The organism is Aeromicrobium sp. (genome assembly GCF_036675695.1).
In the GTDB taxonomy this organism is placed as follows: Bacteria; Actinomycetota; Actinomycetes; order Propionibacteriales; family Nocardioidaceae; genus Aeromicrobium.
Window position 1 is genome coordinate 1 of record NZ_JAKFEL010000168.1, and the last position, 17,136, is coordinate 17,136.

Annotated in this window: 17 protein-coding genes; 9 read left to right on the forward strand and 8 right to left on the reverse strand. The window is 63.9% G+C overall.

Going from position 1 to position 17,136, the window contains the following annotated elements:
- Positions 1–58 precede the first annotated feature (58 nt).
- From V6M39_RS10870 to V6M39_RS10885, 4 genes are all read right to left on the reverse strand, one after another.
- The gene (locus tag V6M39_RS10870) at positions 59–907 is read right to left on the reverse strand and encodes a sulfurtransferase (RefSeq protein WP_332643837.1); all 849 of its coding nucleotides are present in this window, start codon (positions 905–907) and stop codon (positions 59–61) included.
- Between the two features lie 58 nt (positions 908–965).
- Complete coding sequence (locus V6M39_RS10875) at positions 966–1,433, reverse strand: DUF4395 domain-containing protein (protein WP_332643838.1); 468 nt, start codon at positions 1,431–1,433, stop codon at positions 966–968.
- A 251-nt stretch (positions 1,434–1,684) separates the two neighbouring features.
- Positions 1,685–2,095: a TlpA family protein disulfide reductase gene (locus tag V6M39_RS10880; protein ID WP_332643839.1), complete on the reverse strand. Its 411-nt coding sequence runs from the start codon at positions 2,093–2,095 to the stop codon at positions 1,685–1,687.
- Positions 2,096–2,136: 41 nt separating this feature from the next.
- Positions 2,137–2,931, reverse strand: a complete 795-nt coding sequence (locus V6M39_RS10885) for a hypothetical protein (protein WP_332643840.1) — start codon at positions 2,929–2,931, stop codon at positions 2,137–2,139.
- Positions 2,932–3,081: 150 nt separating this feature from the next.
- Between V6M39_RS10885 and V6M39_RS10890 the strand changes: the two genes are divergently transcribed.
- From V6M39_RS10890 to mshD, 3 genes are read left to right on the forward strand one after another with little or no spacing between them, the layout of a single operon-like run.
- On the forward strand, positions 3,082–3,804 hold the full coding sequence (locus V6M39_RS10890) for a winged helix-turn-helix transcriptional regulator (protein ID WP_332643841.1): 723 nt from the start codon (positions 3,082–3,084) through the stop codon (positions 3,802–3,804).
- Positions 3,805–3,817: 13 nt separating this feature from the next.
- A complete protein-coding gene (locus V6M39_RS10895; RefSeq protein WP_332643842.1) occupies positions 3,818–5,242 on the forward strand; it encodes a carboxyl transferase domain-containing protein in 1,425 nt (474 codons plus the stop codon).
- Positions 5,239–6,090, forward strand: a complete 852-nt coding sequence (gene mshD, locus V6M39_RS10900) for a mycothiol synthase (protein WP_332643843.1) — start codon at positions 5,239–5,241, stop codon at positions 6,088–6,090. Before V6M39_RS10895 ends, mshD begins: the two co-directional genes overlap by 4 nt.
- Here the strand turns inward: mshD and V6M39_RS10905 are convergent, their stop codons facing one another.
- Positions 6,091–7,134 (reverse strand): alpha/beta hydrolase, encoded by a 1,044-nt coding sequence (locus V6M39_RS10905; protein WP_332643844.1) that lies wholly within the window; start codon positions 7,132–7,134, stop codon positions 6,091–6,093. It lies immediately after the preceding gene.
- Between the two features lie 159 nt (positions 7,135–7,293).
- Here V6M39_RS10905 and V6M39_RS10910 point away from each other — a divergent pair, with 159 nt between their 5' ends.
- On the forward strand, positions 7,294–9,333 hold the full coding sequence (locus V6M39_RS10910; protein ID WP_442880774.1) for an RNA degradosome polyphosphate kinase: 2,040 nt from the start codon (positions 7,294–7,296) through the stop codon (positions 9,331–9,333).
- Positions 9,334–9,353: 20 nt separating this feature from the next.
- Here V6M39_RS10910 and V6M39_RS10915 read toward each other — a convergent pair whose 3' ends face one another.
- Positions 9,354–10,292 (reverse strand): hypothetical protein, encoded by a 939-nt coding sequence (locus V6M39_RS10915; RefSeq protein WP_332643846.1) that lies wholly within the window; start codon positions 10,290–10,292, stop codon positions 9,354–9,356.
- A 186-nt stretch (positions 10,293–10,478) separates the two neighbouring features.
- On the opposite strand from V6M39_RS10915, the gene V6M39_RS10920 reads away from it, so the two are divergent.
- The 5 genes from V6M39_RS10920 to pstB all read left to right on the forward strand — a co-directional run bounded on the left by V6M39_RS10920 (position 10,479) and on the right by pstB (position 15,293).
- A complete protein-coding gene (locus V6M39_RS10920; RefSeq protein ID WP_332643847.1) occupies positions 10,479–11,360 on the forward strand; it encodes an NUDIX hydrolase in 882 nt (293 codons plus the stop codon).
- 167 nt (positions 11,361–11,527) lie between these two features.
- Positions 11,528–12,469: a PstS family phosphate ABC transporter substrate-binding protein gene (locus V6M39_RS10925; RefSeq protein WP_332643848.1), complete on the forward strand. Its 942-nt coding sequence runs from the start codon at positions 11,528–11,530 to the stop codon at positions 12,467–12,469.
- A gap of 60 nt (positions 12,470–12,529) precedes the next feature.
- The gene (gene pstC / locus V6M39_RS10930) at positions 12,530–13,495 is read left to right on the forward strand and encodes a phosphate ABC transporter permease subunit PstC (RefSeq protein WP_332643849.1); all 966 of its coding nucleotides are present in this window, start codon (positions 12,530–12,532) and stop codon (positions 13,493–13,495) included.
- A complete protein-coding gene (gene pstA / locus V6M39_RS10935) occupies positions 13,495–14,391 on the forward strand; it encodes a phosphate ABC transporter permease PstA (RefSeq protein ID WP_332643850.1) in 897 nt (298 codons plus the stop codon). Before pstC ends, pstA begins: the two co-directional genes overlap by 1 nt.
- A gap of 131 nt (positions 14,392–14,522) precedes the next feature.
- Entirely contained in the window at positions 14,523–15,293 is a 771-nt protein-coding gene (gene pstB / locus V6M39_RS10940; protein WP_332643853.1) for a phosphate ABC transporter ATP-binding protein PstB, read from the forward strand.
- Between the two features lie 165 nt (positions 15,294–15,458).
- On the opposite strand, the gene V6M39_RS10945 is transcribed toward pstB, so the two are convergent.
- Both V6M39_RS10945 and V6M39_RS10950 read right to left on the reverse strand, forming a co-directional pair.
- A complete protein-coding gene (locus V6M39_RS10945) occupies positions 15,459–16,472 on the reverse strand; it encodes an inorganic phosphate transporter (protein WP_332643851.1) in 1,014 nt (337 codons plus the stop codon).
- Between the two features lie 3 nt (positions 16,473–16,475).
- Entirely contained in the window at positions 16,476–17,093 is a 618-nt protein-coding gene (locus tag V6M39_RS10950) for a DUF47 domain-containing protein (protein WP_332643852.1), read from the reverse strand.
- Positions 17,094–17,136: the final 43 nt, after the last annotated feature.

Genomic DNA, 17,136 nt, shown 5'->3' on the forward strand with positions numbered 1-17,136 from the left:
GCTTCATTGGCGACGTCGACGCCTTCGAGGCTCGGACCGCCCTTGATTGCGCCGCACATCAGGCGACACCCGGCTCGTCGCCGAGGGCGACTGGCACGGCACGCAGAGCGCCGTATTCGGTCCACGATCCGTCGTAGTTCTTGACGTTCTCGTGACCCAGGATCTCCTTGAGCACGAACCACGTGTGCGAGCTGCGCTCACCAATGCGGCAGTACGCGATCGTGTCCTTCGCGTCGTCGAGACCAGCCTCGGCGTAGAGAGCCTTCAGCTCCTCGTCGCTGCGGAAGGTCCCATCGTCGTTGGCAGCCTTGCTCCAAGGCACGTTGCCGGCGGTCGGGATGTGACCACCGATCTGGGCCTGCTCCTGTGGGAGGTGCGCCGGAGCGAGGAGGCGCCCGGCGTACTCGTCAGGGCTGCGGACGTCGATGAGGTTCTTGGTGCCGATGGCAGCGATGACCTCATCGCGGAACGCGCGGATGTCAGCATTGGGCGCCTTGGCGACGTACGTCGTCGTCGGACGCTCGGTGACCTCAGTCGTGAGCTCACGGCTGTCGAGCTCCCACTTCTTGCGACCGCCGTCGAGCAGACGAAGGTTCTCGTGGCCGTAGTACTTGAGGTACCAGTAGGCGTATGCGGCGAACCAGTTGTTGTTGCCGCCGTAGAAGACGATGGTGTCGTCATTGCTGACGCCCTTTGACGACAGCAGAGCGCCGAGGCGGTCGCCGTCGATGAAGTCATGGCGGACGCCGTCCTGCAGGTCCTTGCGCCAGTCGATCTTGACGGCTCCGGCGATGTGGCCCTTGTCGTAGGCGTCAGCGTCTTCATCGACCTCGATGAGAACGACGTTGGAGTCGGAGAGGTGCTCTTCGACCCAGTCAGCGTTGACGAGCGCGGATTCGCGGCTCATACGGTTCCTCCATTGGTGTGTGATGCGTGAGTGGTACGGGACGTTATTGAGAAGCGGTTCAGGCACTGACCGGCGTGAACCGGCGCAGCAGAAGGTAGAGCTCGCAGCCCAGGCAGAGGCCGAAGACTGAGTTGAGCAGTGCTGCGATGAGCGCGAACGCCGTCGCCACGAGCCCGACCGTCGTGGCACCGGCCAAGAAGGCAACCAGCGCTACAGCGGTGAACGCGAAACCGACGAGCTGCGCGAAGCGCGGCGGACGGGAGTCCTCGAGCTCGGCGGGAGCGCCGATCCGGGGACGAACGACCTTCTGGAAGAAGATCGAGTAGGGCGAGCTGCCGAGTCCGATGAACGCCGCAGTCGCGAACACAGCAACCTGGACGGCGAGCAAGACCTCGCGTGCCGGCGATGGCACTACGAGAACCACGGCGACGACGACGGCGGTGATGCCAGCGGCGACGCGCAGTCCACGCGGGTCGACGCGAGTCGACGCGGACTGTCGTGTTGCGACGGTGTCTTGGGAAGACATGTAACTGCTCCTGGGCATTCGGATGTCACGGCCGGTGGTCCGGGGTGGTGACGGGGCTGACGGGAAGAAGGGTCAGCGCATACGACACAGCGACGAGCACATGCAGCAGTTGTCCACTGCCCTGCGTCGCGTGAGATGTGTCGTCTGGAACATGTGATCCAGAGTAGGGAGGATTTGGCCGCAATCCTCGTTTCGTCCCGACATGTGGACACTCGTCCCATATTGCGAGATCGTCACGTGGGGAGTGTGGCTCAGACCACAGCGTGATTGAGCGCTGCAAGCACCTGTTCACGTCGCGGAAGACCCGATGCGCGACGGGTCACCCGCCCTTTGGCATCGAGAACCAGCACCGTCGGCGTGCGCAGAATGTTGAGCTTTCGAGTCAGCTCAAGCTGCTCCTCGGCGTCGATTTCGATCGTGACAACGCCAGGGGTCTTGGCTGCAATGTCCGCCAGGAGTACCCGCGTTGCCCTGCACGGAGCGCAGAAAGCGCTCGAGAACTGAACGAGGGTTGCCCGCTCGCCGAGCTGGGAGCCGAGCTCATCGATGCCTAGTCGCTCGGAGTCACCCTGCGGGCTGAACCGGCCATTCTTGATCGAGAACGCCAACCCCAACACACCCGTCAGCACGACGGCGATCACGAGGACGAGGAATCCGTTCACATTTCAACCATACGACGCAGCACCCGACCAAAGCTCCGGCCTCAGAAGCCGGGGGCGCCAATCAACTGGCCAGCGATGTAGACGATCGGCGCAGAGAGCGCGACCGACAGCGCGCCCGGAAGGCCCCACCCGGCAGCCGGGTGGGGATGACCGTCCGCCCACTGGCGACCGAGCACCTGCCCAAGGATTGCGAACACGGCAGCGGTAGCTCCAAGAGTCATGCCCAGCACCCAGGTCATGGGGGTATCGACGTTGAGCACGACAGCCGCACCGGCTGCCGCACCGGCCACCATCGCGATCGAACCACATACCCAGCGGTCTATCGGCAGGAGCCAGACCAAAAGGCCGGCGCCCAGGCCAGCGGCACCGACGGCAACAACCTCCGCGTCCCCAAACGACTTCACTGCACCGATCCACGCGACGGCCAGAGCCGCACAAACGCTGAGAGCCACTGAGTACGACGCAGTGGAGACCAGCTTCGAGCGCCCGTCGGTGCGAAGCATCTGGGTGGCCAGTGTGAGGAAGACTCCAACCACGATCGCCGGCATGATCGACGCGATCATGCCGTTGTCGGCGTGGCCGAACACCTTTGCGGAGGTGCCATCGGCTCCCTCGAGCGCACCCGGCCACATCGTCAGAGCAGTGGCAACCAGACCCGTGCCGGCAATGGATGCGAACCGCGGCACCTCGACGTCACTGACAGGTCCGGGCGCCAGCGCGAGGAGCAACTGGATGACCACTACGACAGCCGCGACGAGCCATGGGTCCGTGAAGGCTGCGAGCGTCAACAGTCCCGCGAGGGAAAGAGACAGCAGCGTTGCGGCAACGTTCGGCACCCCCGAATGATGGCAGGTCGCCATGTGACGTCGTTCTCATGTCGTGGAAATTGTTCCGTCACATGCCGTATAGTTGAGAATGCAATGAGGCCACGGTGATTCACCATGGCCTTTTCTTGTAGGCAAATCCAGCACACCTGGAGGTAGCGGATGGCGCACCTGCTCCTGCTGACACGCAGCAAGCAGTCCTCGGTCGAGGTCCTGCCTGCGCTCGCGCTGCTCCCCCACCACGTCAAGATCCTGCCCGCTGAGGCGAGTGCCCTGCTTGATGCACCCCCGTGCGACGCAGTGATCGTCGACGGTCGCCAAGACCTCGCGCAAGTTCGCAGCCTGACACGCGTGATTCGTACGACCGGCATCGAATGCCCGCTGATCCTGATCCTGACCGAGGGCGGACTTGCCGTTGCGGCAGCTGACTGGGGAATGGACGACGTCATCCTCACCACCGCCGGGCCCGCCGAGCTCGAGGCGCGCCTGCGCCTCGGCATCGGCCGCGCCGCTGCCGGACGTGACGGTGACACCGAGAACCACGTGATCTCCTCGAGTGGCCTGGTCGTCGATGACGCCAGCTATACCGCCAAGCTCGAGAACCGCAGCCTTGATCTCACGTTCAAGGAGTTCGAGCTGCTCAAGTTCCTCGCTCAGCATCCGGGCCGGGTGTTCACCCGTCAGCAGCTGTTGCAGGAAGTCTGGGGCTACGACTACTTCGGTGGCACACGCACGGTCGACGTCCACGTACGTCGCTTGCGTGCCAAGCTCGGCGTCGAGCACGAGACGCTCATCGGGACCGTCCGAAACGTCGGCTACCGCTTCGTGGCAACCAAGGCCGAACCCGCGCGCGACAACGAAGACGCCGAGTCGACCACCGTCTAGTCTTGGAGGCCTGATGGCCCACCTGACTGCGCACGGCCTGCTCGAGCTCGTACTCGATGAAGGCTCCTTCGAATCGTGGGATTCCCCCATCGATCACTCAGGCCTTGATCCGCAATACCGCCAGGAGCTGATGGCAGCTGCCGAGCGTTCAGGGACGGACGAGTCCGTGCTGACCGGCCGTGGCTTGATGCGCGGTCGTCCGGTCGCCGTGCTCGTCAACGAGTTCCGCTTCCTCGCCGGCTCAATCGGGCGCGAAGCCGCACAACGGATCGTGTCGGCCGTACGACGGGCAACCGCCGAAGGCATCCCAGTCCTCGCGACGACTGCGTCCGGCGGCACGCGTATGCAGGAGGGCACACCCGCGTTCGTGCACATGATCGACATCTCGCGGGCGATCATGGACCACCGCGCCGCCGGACTGCCCTACCTGATCTACCTCCGTCACCCCACGACCGGCGGGGTCTTCGCCTCGTGGGGCTCGCTGGCGCACATCACGATCGCCGAGCCCGGCGCCCTGATCGGGTTCCTCGGGCCGAAGGTCTACGAGCTGCTCGAAGGCAAGCCCTTCCCACCCAACATCCAGACCGCCGAGAACCTCGCCGATCGCGGCATCATCGACGCCGTCGTGCTGCCCGAAGAGCTGCCGCTGCTGATCGACCGCACGCTTGGCCTGCTGGTCGATCCGCCGACACCGCAGACGCGCGAGCGACGTGGTGGTGAGGTGCATCGCATACGGAGCGCCTGGGATGCCATTCAGATCACTCGAGCACCCAAGCGCGCCGGCGTGCGGGAGGTGCTGCGCTACGGCAGCGATGCGACCGTACGACTTCAGGGCACGGAGAAGGGCGAACGCGACAGCGCGATGATCGTGGCCTTCGCCCGGCTCGACGGTCAGCCGTGTGTCGTGATCGGGCAAGACCGTACGACGCAGACTCGCTTCAAGCCGATGGGGCCGGCGGCTCTCCGCGAAGCCCGTCGCGGAATGCGGTTGGCCAATGAGCTCAAGCTGCCGCTGGTGTCGTTCATCGACACCCCCGGAGCCGAGCTGTCACCCGAGGCCGAGCAGGGCGCCATCGCCGGTGAGATCGCGCGGTGCATCAGCTGGATGTCCACCATGCGTGTTCCGACGGTGTCAGTGCTGCTCGGGCAGGGCTGCGGCGGCGGGGCGCTGGCGCTGCTGCCGGCCGATGTCGTCATCGCCGCCGAGAATGCCTGGTTGTCACCGCTGCCTCCCGAGGGTGCGAGCGCGATCGTGCACGGCGACCTCGATCATGCAGCCGAAATGGCCGAGGTGCAGCGTATCGGCGCGATCGACCTGCTCGAGGCCGGCACGGTGCACCACATCGTGCCCGAGCCTCCCGGGGACACAGCCGAAGCATTTGCCAAGGCGATCGCCGCCGAGTGCGCCGCACAGCTCCGCGACCTCCGGATTCGATGAGTCTCACCGATCTCGCCGAGAGCGCATCGGCTGTCGACGGAGTAGCACCGTTCAACGAGGCGACGCTGATCGCGCTTCGCAATCGCGATTCGGCACGTGTGCTCGTGTTGCGAACCACCCCCGACGGTGCACTGATCGGCGCCGCCTACGCCTCTGGTGACGCGCCGGTTGAGGTCGTCGTCGACCCAGCTCATCGCCGTATCGGCATCGGCCGAAGCATCGTCGACGAGTTGCTCGCCGACGGGGAGTCGGAGTTCTGGGCGCATGGCGATCTGCCTGCGGCTCAAGCGCTGGCTGCCTCGGCAGGACTGGAGGTCGGACGTACGTTGCTCGCTCTCCGGCTCGACCTGGTCGACCCGCCCACCGAGATCGTTCCCGATGGAATCAGCCTGCGCACGTACCGAGCCGACGACTTGGACGCGATCATCGCGGTCAATGCTCGCGCTTTCGCCTCACATCCCGAGCAGGGTTCGATGGATCGCGCGGACTTCGAGCGACGTACGAGCAGCGACTGGTTCGATCCGGCGGGACTGTTCGTTGCCGAGCAAGCCGGACGAGTCGTCGGATTCCACTGGACCAAGATTGAGACTCTGCCCGATCAGGGGGCGATCGGAGAGGTCTACGTCGTCGGTATCGACCCGGATGCCCAGGGCGGCGGGCTCGGCAAGGCGCTGACGGCTCGCGGCCTACGCCACCTGTACGAGTCGGGTGTGCGCGTCGTCGACCTGTACGTAGAAGGCGACAACAGCCCGGCCCTCGCGGTCTACGAGGGTCTTGGCTTCAGACCGCATGCGAAGGACGTCATGTACGTCCGTCCGCACGTTGCGGACGCCCACTCGCACGAATAGCTAGCTGAGTCCCCGCTGCAGGGCGGTCGCCATGCGGCGAACGGCTTTGGGGGCCGACGAACCGAACGCGACCATGTTGGCGAAGCCGTGGATCAGCCCTTCCTCGCAGACGTACTCGACCCGCACTCCGGCCGCGGCCATCTTGTCGGCATACGCCTTGCCTTCGTCGAGCAGTGGATCGAACCCCGCCGTCACGACGTACGCAGGTGCGACGCCGCTCGGGTCGTGGTGGACTGGTGACAGGCGCTTGTCAGCCTTGTCCTCGTTACCGACGAGGTAGTTCTCCTCGGCAAGGTCCATGAACCCCTTCGTGAGGAAGAAGCCCTCGCCGTACGTCGTGCGACTTTCGCTCTTCTCCAGGAAGTCGGTGGCGGGATAGATCAACAGCTGGAACGCCGGCTTCACTCCGTCGCCGGCCGCAGCATGCTGGGCGATGATCGCGGCGAGGTTGCCTCCCGCGCTGTCACCTCCCACTGCAATCCGCGAAGGGTCAATGCCCAAGCCTTGAGCGTTGGCGGTGATCCATTCCCACGCCGCCCAGGTGTCGTCGAATCCGGCTGGGAACGGCGCTTCGGGCGCAAGTCGATAGTCGACGGCCACGACTCTGACCTGCGCTTCCTCGGCGAGGAACCGGCACAACGCGTCATGGCTTTCGAGGTTGCCGTAGATCCAACCTCCGCCATGGAGGTAGACCAGCGCCGGCGCGCGGCCCGAAAGTCCGCGAGGCGTGTAGAAGCGCAACGACAGAGGGCCGCCTGGGCCGTCGATCGTCCGGTCTGTGACAGCGCCGATCGGCTGGTTGCCGCCGACAAGCTTGGAACTGGAGACGATCTGACGCCGAGCCCTGCTGATGGCAATCGACTCCACAGCGGGGCCTTCGAGGCGCTGCAGCTTCAGCAACAGCTGCATCTCGGGATCGAGAGTCCGTCCGTTGATGACGACCGGGTCGCCCGCAAGCCTGCGGATGACGGTTCGAGGAAGCTTCATCACAGCGCGGACAGTCGTGCCCTTCGCGCCGTCGATCACCTGATGTGCGAGGGACATGGCCGACAAGTTAGCGCATCAACGTGTTCAGTTTGTGTTCACCTTGGTCTGCAACGATGAACTGTGGAATCACACGACATTGCGATCGCCGACGTCGAGTCTCCGGCGTCCCCGGACGAGTTCGACGTCGACCCTCCCTACGAGGCGGCGGACGCCGGCCTGCCCGAAGACCGGTTCCTCGATCGCGAGCTCTCCTGGATCGCCTTCAACGCACGAGTGCTCGAGCTCGCCCGCGACGAGGCAATCCCACTGCTGGAGCGCGTACGGTTCCTGGCGATCTTTGCGAGCAACCTCGACGAGTTCTTCATGGTGCGCATCGCTGGCCTCAAGCGGCGCATCGCAGCCGGTGTCGCCGTGCCATCTGCCAGTGGTCTCAGCCCGCGCGACGTATTGAGCCACAGCCTCGCCGCGAGCCAGGAGCTCATGGTCGAACATGCCGAGGCGTTCCACGCTGAAGTCCTCCCGGCACTCGCCGACGAAGGCATCCACTTGCTGCACTGGAGCGCGCTGAGCTCATCGGAGCGGGATGCGATCAGCGAGCAGTACCGCGAGCGCATCTTCCCGGTCCTCACCCCGCTGGCAGTCGACCCCGCCCATCCGTTCCCGTACATCTCGGGCCTCTCGCTCAACCTCGCGCTGCTGATGCGCAACCCCGACACCGGCAAGGACCACTTCGCGAGGGTCAAGGTCCCACCGATCATCAACCGCTGGATGGAGGCCGAGCCGGGCCGGTTCGTCCCCATCGAGGAAGTCATCGCGGCCCACCTCGACCTGCTGTTCCCCGGTATGGAGGTCATCGCCAAGCACGTCTTCCGGGTGACCCGAAACGAGGACCTCGAGGTCGAAGAGGACGACGCCGAGAACCTCCTCAAGGCCCTTGAGCAGGAGTTGTTGCGTCGCAAGTTCGGACCTCCCGTACGCCTTGAGGTCGAGGAGTCGATCGATCCCGGCGTGCTCGAGCTGCTGGTGTCTGAGCTCGGCATCAAGGAGGCAGAGATCGTGCGCCTCCGCGGCCCACTCGACCTGCGCAGCCTCAACGAGATCGCCGACCTCGACCGACCCAAGCTGCAGTTCGACCCGTTCGTACCCGGCACCCACACCCACCTGGCCGAGGTCGAGACATCCAGCCCGGCCGACATGTTCAGCGCCCTGCGCAAGCGCGACGTTCTGGTGCATCACCCCTACGACTCGTTCGCGACCAGCGTGCAGCGCTTCATCGAGCAAGCCGCCGCCGATCCCCACGTCCTGGCGATCAAGCAAACGCTCTATCGCACCTCGGGAGACTCACCGATCATCGACTCGCTCGTCGATGCCGCCCGCGCCGGCAAGCAGGTCCTCGTCATCGTCGAGATCAAGGCACGCTTCGACGAGCAGGCCAACATCCGCTGGGCCCGCAAGCTCGAACGTGCAGGCTGTCACGTCGTCTACGGCCTCGTCGGCCTCAAGACACACTGCAAGCTGTCACTCGTCGTACGTGACGAGCCCGACGGTCTGCGCCGCTACGCCCACCTCGGCACCGGCAACTACAACCCCAAGACAGCCCGGCTCTACGAAGACTTCGGCCTGCTGACCGCGGATCCCGACATCGCGAATGACCTCAGTGACCTGTTCAACAACCTCTCGGGATTCGCGAAGCGCTTCTCATACCGCAAGCTGATGGTTGCCCCGCAGGGTCTCCGCGACGGCCTCATTGAGCGGATCGACCGCGAGATCGCCAACCATCAGGCAGGACTTCCGTCCGGGATCCGGATCAAGTCCAACTCGATCGTCGACGAGAAGGTCATCGACAAGCTCTATGAAGCGTCGCGCGCTGGCGTCAACGTCGACCTCGTCGTGCGTGGCATCTGCACTCTCCGCCCGGGCGTGGCCGGGCTGAGCGAGAACATCCGAGTCCGCAGCATCCTCGGACGATTCCTCGAGCACAGCCGCGTCTACTGGTTCGCCGGCGGAGGTCAGCCCGAGGCATGGATCGGCTCGGCCGACCTGATGCACCGCAACCTCGATCGGCGCGTCGAGGTGCTCGTACGCATCCCGTCCGCCGAGCACATCGCACAGCTGGGTGACCTGCTCGAGACCAGCGCGTCAGACGACACGAAGTCCTGGCACCTGAGTGCCGACGGCATCTGGAACCTGCACGACGGGATCGATCTGCAGACGACCCTGACCGAACAGGCTCGGTCCAGACGCTCCCGTTCCTAGGTCGGACAACTGGCGCGTTCCTAGGTCGGACAACTGGCGAAAACTATGGGCCCAAGTCCGCCCATGTAGGTCGCACTCACAGGGTCGTGGTCGAAACGCAAGACTGCGGTCGAACCCTCGACTCGCGTACCGGTCAGCTGGAGCGAGTCCTCGACGCGGCCGCTGCCACCGATGAACGCCCCCCTGGCCAACGCCTTTCGGGTCGTGAGCTGCGCAGCAGCCTGCGACGGAGAGTCGAATCCCATGGCGAATTTCAGCTGCTGCTTGTGTGTAGAAATGTCGGTGAGGCCGCGACCCGCGAAGGTGAAATCAGCCAGATTGCCGGCGCGCGCAATCGCCGCCGTTGCCTGAGCCTGTACGTCAGCCGACTGCCGTTCGAGCGTGGCTCCGGAGCATGCGAACGGGCCGCTCTGGATCAGAGCCGCATCGGAGCCGGCGAGCGCTTCGGCCACCTCCGAGGCCGCGCTGACGCTCAGCAGCGACGGTGCGTCGCGGTCGATGGTCCGCAGGACGGTCATGACGTACGACCGTCGGTCTGCCGCGACGACGAGCCGCTTGCCCGGGACGATGGCGATCGACGCGAGGGCCGAGGACAGATCACCGGTCGTCGGCGTCGACTTCGATGAGCTCCAGACCCGGCCGTCCGCTATGTAGCCCAGTTTGCGCAGCGCACCACGTACGTCAGCCAGCGAAACCGACGAATCAAAGCGCCCGACCATCGCAGCACCATCGGCCGCCTGCCCGAACACCTCCCAATCCAGATTGGCGACAGACCAACCGAACGACGTGTGCATCTCTTCAACAAACCGCCCGATCACCGATCGGGTCGAGAGATCGCGGAGGGCTGCGTCGTCATTGAGCGTCGCTCGACCAGAGGCCGTGGATGCGTCACCGACATCGAGACGTTCACGGATATTAGCCCAGTCGGTGAAGCCCGCGACCAGGGTGTCCGCGGGCACGGAGTCCAATGCTGAGGTCAGGGATGAGCGAGTATCGCCAACGCGACCCGAGACCCAGTAGCCTCCCGCCAAGGCCACACCAATCACCAGCAGAGGAGCAAGGACCCATGAGAGGACGAATCGCAGACGCATCGGGGCCACACCTCCTTCACCGGTCGGTCACTTCCTCAGGGGACAATACGGCCCATGGCGAATGAACAGGTGACAAAGGCTGCTGGCGGCGTCGTATGGCGCAAACGAACGCCCTCCGGCCGGGTCGAGCCACGGGTCGACCTTCTGCTCATTCACCGTCCGTCATACGACGACTGGAGCTTCCCCAAGGGCAAGATCGACGCCGGTGAATCCTTGCAGGCAGCCGCCGTGCGAGAGATTGCCGAGGAGACCGGCGCCCGCGTACGACTGGGCCATCCACTTGGCGAGCTCAACTTCCGGGTGTCTGGCGGGCTGAAGTCCGTCACGTATTGGACCGCCCGTGCCGTGGGCGAAGCTGAGCCGTTCGCACCCAACAAGGAAGTCGACGAAGTCCGATGGGTCGGGGTCCGCGAAGCCCGCAAGCTGCTCACCTACGATCACGACCGCGAGCTGCTCGAGTCGTTCGTCGACCTGCTCGACCGCAAGGCGCACCGCACCCGCACCCTCGTCGTGCAGCGCCACGGCAAGGCCGCAGCGCGATCGGAAGCCGTCGAGGACCTCGAGCGGCCCCTGACCACAGTGGGGGCATCGCAGGCGAAGGCGCTGACTCCTGTTCTCGCGGCTTACGGCGTTGGGCGGGTCATCAGCAGTCCAGCACTGCGCTGCGCACAGACCGTCGAGCCCTACGCGCACTCGATCAGCACGTTCATCGAGATCGACGACCGCATCTCTGAGGGCACAACCTTCGGCCAGGTGCAGCGCTCGATGGCCGCCATGCTTGATCGCAAACGGCCCGTCGTCCTCTGCACCCACCGGCCAACGCTTCCGTGGATCTTCGAGGCGATCGGTACGGAATCGTACGACCTGGCGCCGGGGGAGGGCATCGTCGTGCACCACCGAAAGGGCACCGTCTTCGCCGTCGAAACACTCGCCTGACTCGCCTCGCAGCGACAACCGGACAGCGGGTGTTCACCTCGTGTTCGCTTTGGGCGGGCCACCGATTAACCCGCCTTCCCTAACGTCGCCGGTGACAAGAAATCAGGGTCGCGCTTCAATGACCCTCCTTTGAGAGGTAAACCCCCGTGAATCGACGAATCTCAAGTTTGGCCGCAGTATCAGCGGCAATGGTGCTGTCCCTCGGCCTCGCGGCTTGCGGTGGCAGCGATGAACCCGGCGGCGACGGCGACACCTCCGTCAGCGGCGAAATCGTAGTCGACGGATCTTCGACCGTTGAGCCGCTCACGTCAGCCGCAGGCGAGCTGTTCGGAGAAGAGAACAGCAAGGTGAACGTCTCGGTCGCAACGTCTGGAACGGGCGGCGGCTTCGAGAAGTTCTGTGCTGGCGAGACCGACATCTCCGACGCATCTCGTCCGATCAAGGATGAAGAAGCAGCGATCTGTGAGACCGCTGGCATCGAGTACACCGAGCTCCGTGTCGCAACTGACGCGCTGACGGTGGTTGTGTCCAAGGACAACGACTTCATCACGTGCCTCACGCTCGACGAGCTCAAGAAGGTGTGGGAGCCCGCCGCTGAGGGCAAGGTCACCACTTGGGACCAGGTCAACTCGGCCTTCCCCAAGGAAAAGATCGATCTCTACGGACCTGGCACCGACTCAGGCACGTTCGACTACTTCACCGACGAGGTCAATGGTGAAGAAGGTGCAAGCCGCTCGGACTACAACGCTTCTGAAGATGACAACGTCATCGTCAAGGGTGTCGGCGGTTCTGCCAACGCGCTGGGCTACTTCGGCTACACGTACTTCGAAGAGAACGCCAGCACGCTGAAGGCCGTTGAGGTCGACAGTGGAGACGGATGCGTCGCACCGAGTGCGGAAACCTCCGCCGACGGCACGTACACCCCGCTTGCTCGTCCGTTGTTCATCTACGTCAAGAACGCGTCGTACGCGGACAAGCCAGAGGTTGCAGCCTTCGTCGACTTCTTCGTGGCATCGGACGCCGAGATCGCCGAAGTGGCGCAGTTCATCCCACTCAATGACGAGCAGCGCACTGAGCTCGAAACTGCGCTCGCCACGCTGAAGGGCTGACCCCTCCTCACAGGATCGGTTCCTCGGAACTGATCACCCAGAGAAACGGAATCCAACACTGTGAGTATCACCGAGAACCGCGGAGGCTCGTCCGACAGGACGGGCCTCCGCGCCGGCGGCTCCAAGACGTCGCTGCGCAGCTCCAGCAAACGGTATGGCGAGAAGCTCGCGATGGGAGTGTTGATCGGCGCTGCAGGCCTTTCTGTACTCGTCACGGTCGGCATCTTCTTTGCGCTGCTCATACCGTCGATCTCATTCTTCCGCGAAGTTCCCGTGCTCGACTTCCTCACGGGAACGCGCTGGGCACCAACATTCAACAATCCCGACTTCGGCGTTCTGCCACTGATCGTCGGCACCGCTTGGACGACGCTGATCGGTCTCGTCATCGCAGTCCCAGTAGGGCTGGGTGCGGCGATCTACCTGTCGGAATACGCACCAAACCGCGTGCGAAACGTACTCAAGCCTATCCTTGAGATCCTGGCAGGCATTCCGTCAGTCGTATACGGATACTTCGCACTCTTCTATGTGGCACCGGTTGTCCTCAAGGGATGGTTCGGTTTGGAAATCGGAACTTTCAGCGTCCTGTCGGCTGGTTTGGTTCTCGGCATCATGATCATCCCCACCGTCGCCTCGCTCTCCGAAGACTCCATGAGCGCCGTCCCTCAGTCCCTACGCCAGGGATCGTTCGCTCTCGGAGCCAACAAGATGCGAACCACGATGCGCGTTGTCTTTCCGGCAGCCATTTCCGGAATCACGGCTTCCATCGTCCTTGCGTTGTCCCGCGCCGTCGGCGAAACCATGATCGTCGCCTTGGCGGCCGGCACGCGCGCGCAGGTCACTACGGACCCCCGCGAAGCGGCTCAGACCATGACCGGATTCATCGCCCAGACAGCGACAGGCGAAAGCGTGCCCGGGTCCCTCGGCTACAACACCCTCTTTGCTGTCGGTCTGCTCCTCTTCCTCATCACGCTGGCCTTCAACATCATCGCTGGCATCATTGTTCGCCGCTATCGAGAGGTCTACTGATGGCATCCATCGGCGCCGTTGTCGCCAAGCCGCTGCGCGCGGCCAAGCATGGCGATCGGACGTTCACGTCCATCGCGTTCCTCAGCATGCTCTGGCTCGCCCTTGCATTTGCGATCCTGTGTCTGGGGGTGTTGCTCGTGGACTCGTTCCTAGACGGTCGCACCCGTCTCGACTCGAACTTGCTCACCAGATACACCAGTCGAGTGTTGCCAGACCGAGCGGGAGCTCGCGCGGCGATCCTCGGTTCGGCTTGGGTGATCGCCACGACCGCAGTACTCGCCATCCCACTCGGGATTGCAGCTGGCGTCTACCTTGAAGAGTTTGCCGACCCTCGGCGTTGGTACAACAAGGTGATTGAGGTCAACCTCTCCAACCTCGCGGCAGTTCCTGCCATCGTTTACGGCATGCTCACCGCAGGATTCGCCCTGGCCATCGGCATGGAACGTCGAATCGTGCTTGCTGGCGGCATCGCGCTGGCGCTGCTGGTCCTTCCGGTCATCATCATCTCGACGCGCGAAGCGGTGAGATCAGTGCCGCAGGAGATCCGTCATGGCTCGCTTGCGCTCGGCGCGACTCCGCTCCAGACCATCTGGCGCCAGACTTTGCCCGCTGCTATTCCGGGCATCGCCACAGGCGCGATCCTCGCGCTTTCACGTGCGTTCGGCGAGGCAGCACCGTTGCTGCTTCTAGGCGGACTGGTGTTCGTGACCTACGACCCGACCGGGCTCAACTCCGGATTCACCACACTTCCGATCCAGATCTTCAACTGGGCATCCCAGCCACAGTTGGCCTTCCAACAGGTCGCGTCTGCGGCCATCATCCTCATGCTCGTCATGTTGCTACTCATGAACGCAATCGCAATCTTCATCCGCAATCGATACCAGAACAAGTGGTGATCTAGATGGCTACCTACGCAACCGACCCCAAGACCTCAGAAACGACGTCCAGCACGATCGTTCCACCGAACCCATTGATCGCACCATCTCCGGGCACTGACCGAGTCTTGCCACCCAGTCCCAGCCCGATCATGGAGTGCGAAGACGTCAACGTCTACTACGGCGACTTCCGGGCGGTGACCGACGTCAACCTGGTGTTCGGCCGGCACGAGGTGACGGCCCTCATTGGCCCCTCTGGCTGCGGAAAGTCCACCCTCCTGCGCTCGCTGAACCGGATGAACGACCTGGTGGTCGGAGCAAGGGTCGAAGGACGAGTGTCATTTCATGACGAGTCGATCTACGCCAAGGACGTCGACCCGATCGAAGTCCGCCGCAGGATCGGCATGGTCTTCCAGAAGCCGAACCCGTTCCCCAAGTCGATCTACGACAACATCGCGTACGGCCCGCGGGTCATCGGGATGAAGGTCGACAGCATGGACGACCTCGTCGAGGATGCGTTGCGACGAGCCGCACTGTGGACCGAGGTGAAGGACAAGCTCAAGCAGTCTGCTTACGGCCTTTCGGGCGGACAGCAGCAGCGCCTGTGCATCGCTCGCACGATCGCGGTGAACCCCGAAGTCATCCTCATGGACGAGCCCTGCTCGGCACTCGACCCGATCGCGACGTCTCGCATCGAGGACCTCATGGTCGAGCTCCGCGACGACTACTCGATCATCATCGTCACTCACAACATGCAGCAGGCGGCGCGCATCGCGGACCGCACGGCCTTCTTCACGGCTCTCGCTGATGAAGGTACGGGCGACCGCACCGGCGTGCTGGTCGAGTATGACCTCACCTCGACGATCTTCGGCACGCCGTCGGACCCGAGGACAGAGGCCTACATCTCCGGCCGGTTTGGCTGAGCCGAAGGCGCTCCGCGACTGAGCGCGAAGCCAGGTTGAGCGTTCCGCGGCGTAGCCGCCAGGAAGGTCGAAACCAGGTGACCCGGTAGTCCCAGCGCAAGCATTCGGACGTACGCGGATTCGATACGGGCTCGTTCCTCGCCCTACTCAACCACCGAGTGGCGTCTAGTTGCCGGGGATGACGAACTGCAGAAGGAAGTAGCAGACCCCGCCGACGGCCGCTGCGGCGGGAATCGTGATGACCCAGGCAAGGATGATGCCCCGGGCCACACCCCACCGAACGGCACTGAACCGCTTGGTCGCCCCTGCGCCCATGATCGCTGAAGTGATCGTGTGCGTCGTGGAGACGGGAGCATGAAGACCAATCGCCATGCCGTAGAGCACGATCGACGCAGTCGTCTCGGCTGCGAAACCTCGTGGCGGGTCGAGCGCGATGATTCGCCGGCCCATCGTGCGCATGATTCTCGCGCCACCGCTCAGCGTGCCGAGCGAGATGGCTCCGGCGGCCGCGAAGATGACCCACAGCGGGATGTCGTCGCCCGTATGCTCACCGCCCGCGATCAGAGCAAGGACGATGACGCCCATGGTCTTCTGCGCATCCTGCAGACCATGACCCAGTGACATGGCAGCCGCTGAGACGGTCTGCGCATGACGGAACCCACGGTTGACGGAGTGCGGATTGGCTCGCCTGAAGATCCACATGATCGCCAGCATCAGCAGGAACGCGCCGATGAAGCCCATCGCGGGACTCATCAACATGGGGATTGCGACCTTGTCGATGACCTTGTCCCAGTCAACCGAAACCCCAGCGGCCAGGCCAACCCCGATCAGGCCGCCGATCAACGCGTGCGAGGACGACGATGGGATACCGAAATACCAGGTGATGAGGTTCCAGACGATCGCGCCGACGAGTGCACTCAGCACCACGGTCAGGGCGTGATTGGCCGTCAGGCCATCAAATCCTTTGAGGATGTCCTTGATCGTCTTGGCGACCTCAACGCCGAGCAGCGCGCCGACGAAGTTCAGAACAGCCGCCATCGCGAGAGCAACACGCGGGGTCAATGCCCGGGTGGACACCGAGGTCGCGATCGCGTTTGCTGCGTCGTGAAAGCCGTTCGTGAAGTCGAAGATGAGCGCTATGGCGACAGTCGTGATCACCAATGCCAGGGTGAGTTCCACGACTCAGGACTCCTTGACGGCGATCTGCTCCACCGTGTTGGCGACGGACTCGAGCGCGTCGATGGCGTGTTCAAGGGAGTCGACAACGTCCTTCAGCTTCATCACTTCGAGCGACTTGTAGGTGCCGCTGAACAGCTTCGCGACGGCCCGTCGGTATGACCTGTCGCCCTGGTTCTCGAGGCGGTTGATCTCGATCCAGTATTCGTCGAGGTCCTTCATGGTCCGCAGCCGTGGCATGGCCTCGGCCGTCAGCTGGGTGGCGCGCTGCAGCACCTCGACCTGGGGCGCGAAGTCTGCGGGGAGCTCGCCGAGCTCGTACAAGCCAATCAGGTCGACGGTCTCCTCCATGAAGTCCATGACGTCATCGAGGCTGCTGGCGAGGCGGTAGATGTCCTCGCGGTCGAACGGGGTGATGAACGTGCTGTTGGCGCGCTTGACGATCCTGTGGGTCGTCTCGTCGGCCTGATGCTCGGCCTCACGCATCTGCTCGCCGATCGACTCTTTGTCGGTGTCCGTTTCGAGCATCTGTGCCAGGAGATTGGCTCCGGTCACGAGATGGGCTGCCATCTCGGAGAACAGATCGTAGAACGATGTCTCAGTTGGTCGAATGCGAAAACGCACGACAAACTCCCGTCAGTGCTGGATAGGGCACGCCCATGCTAGA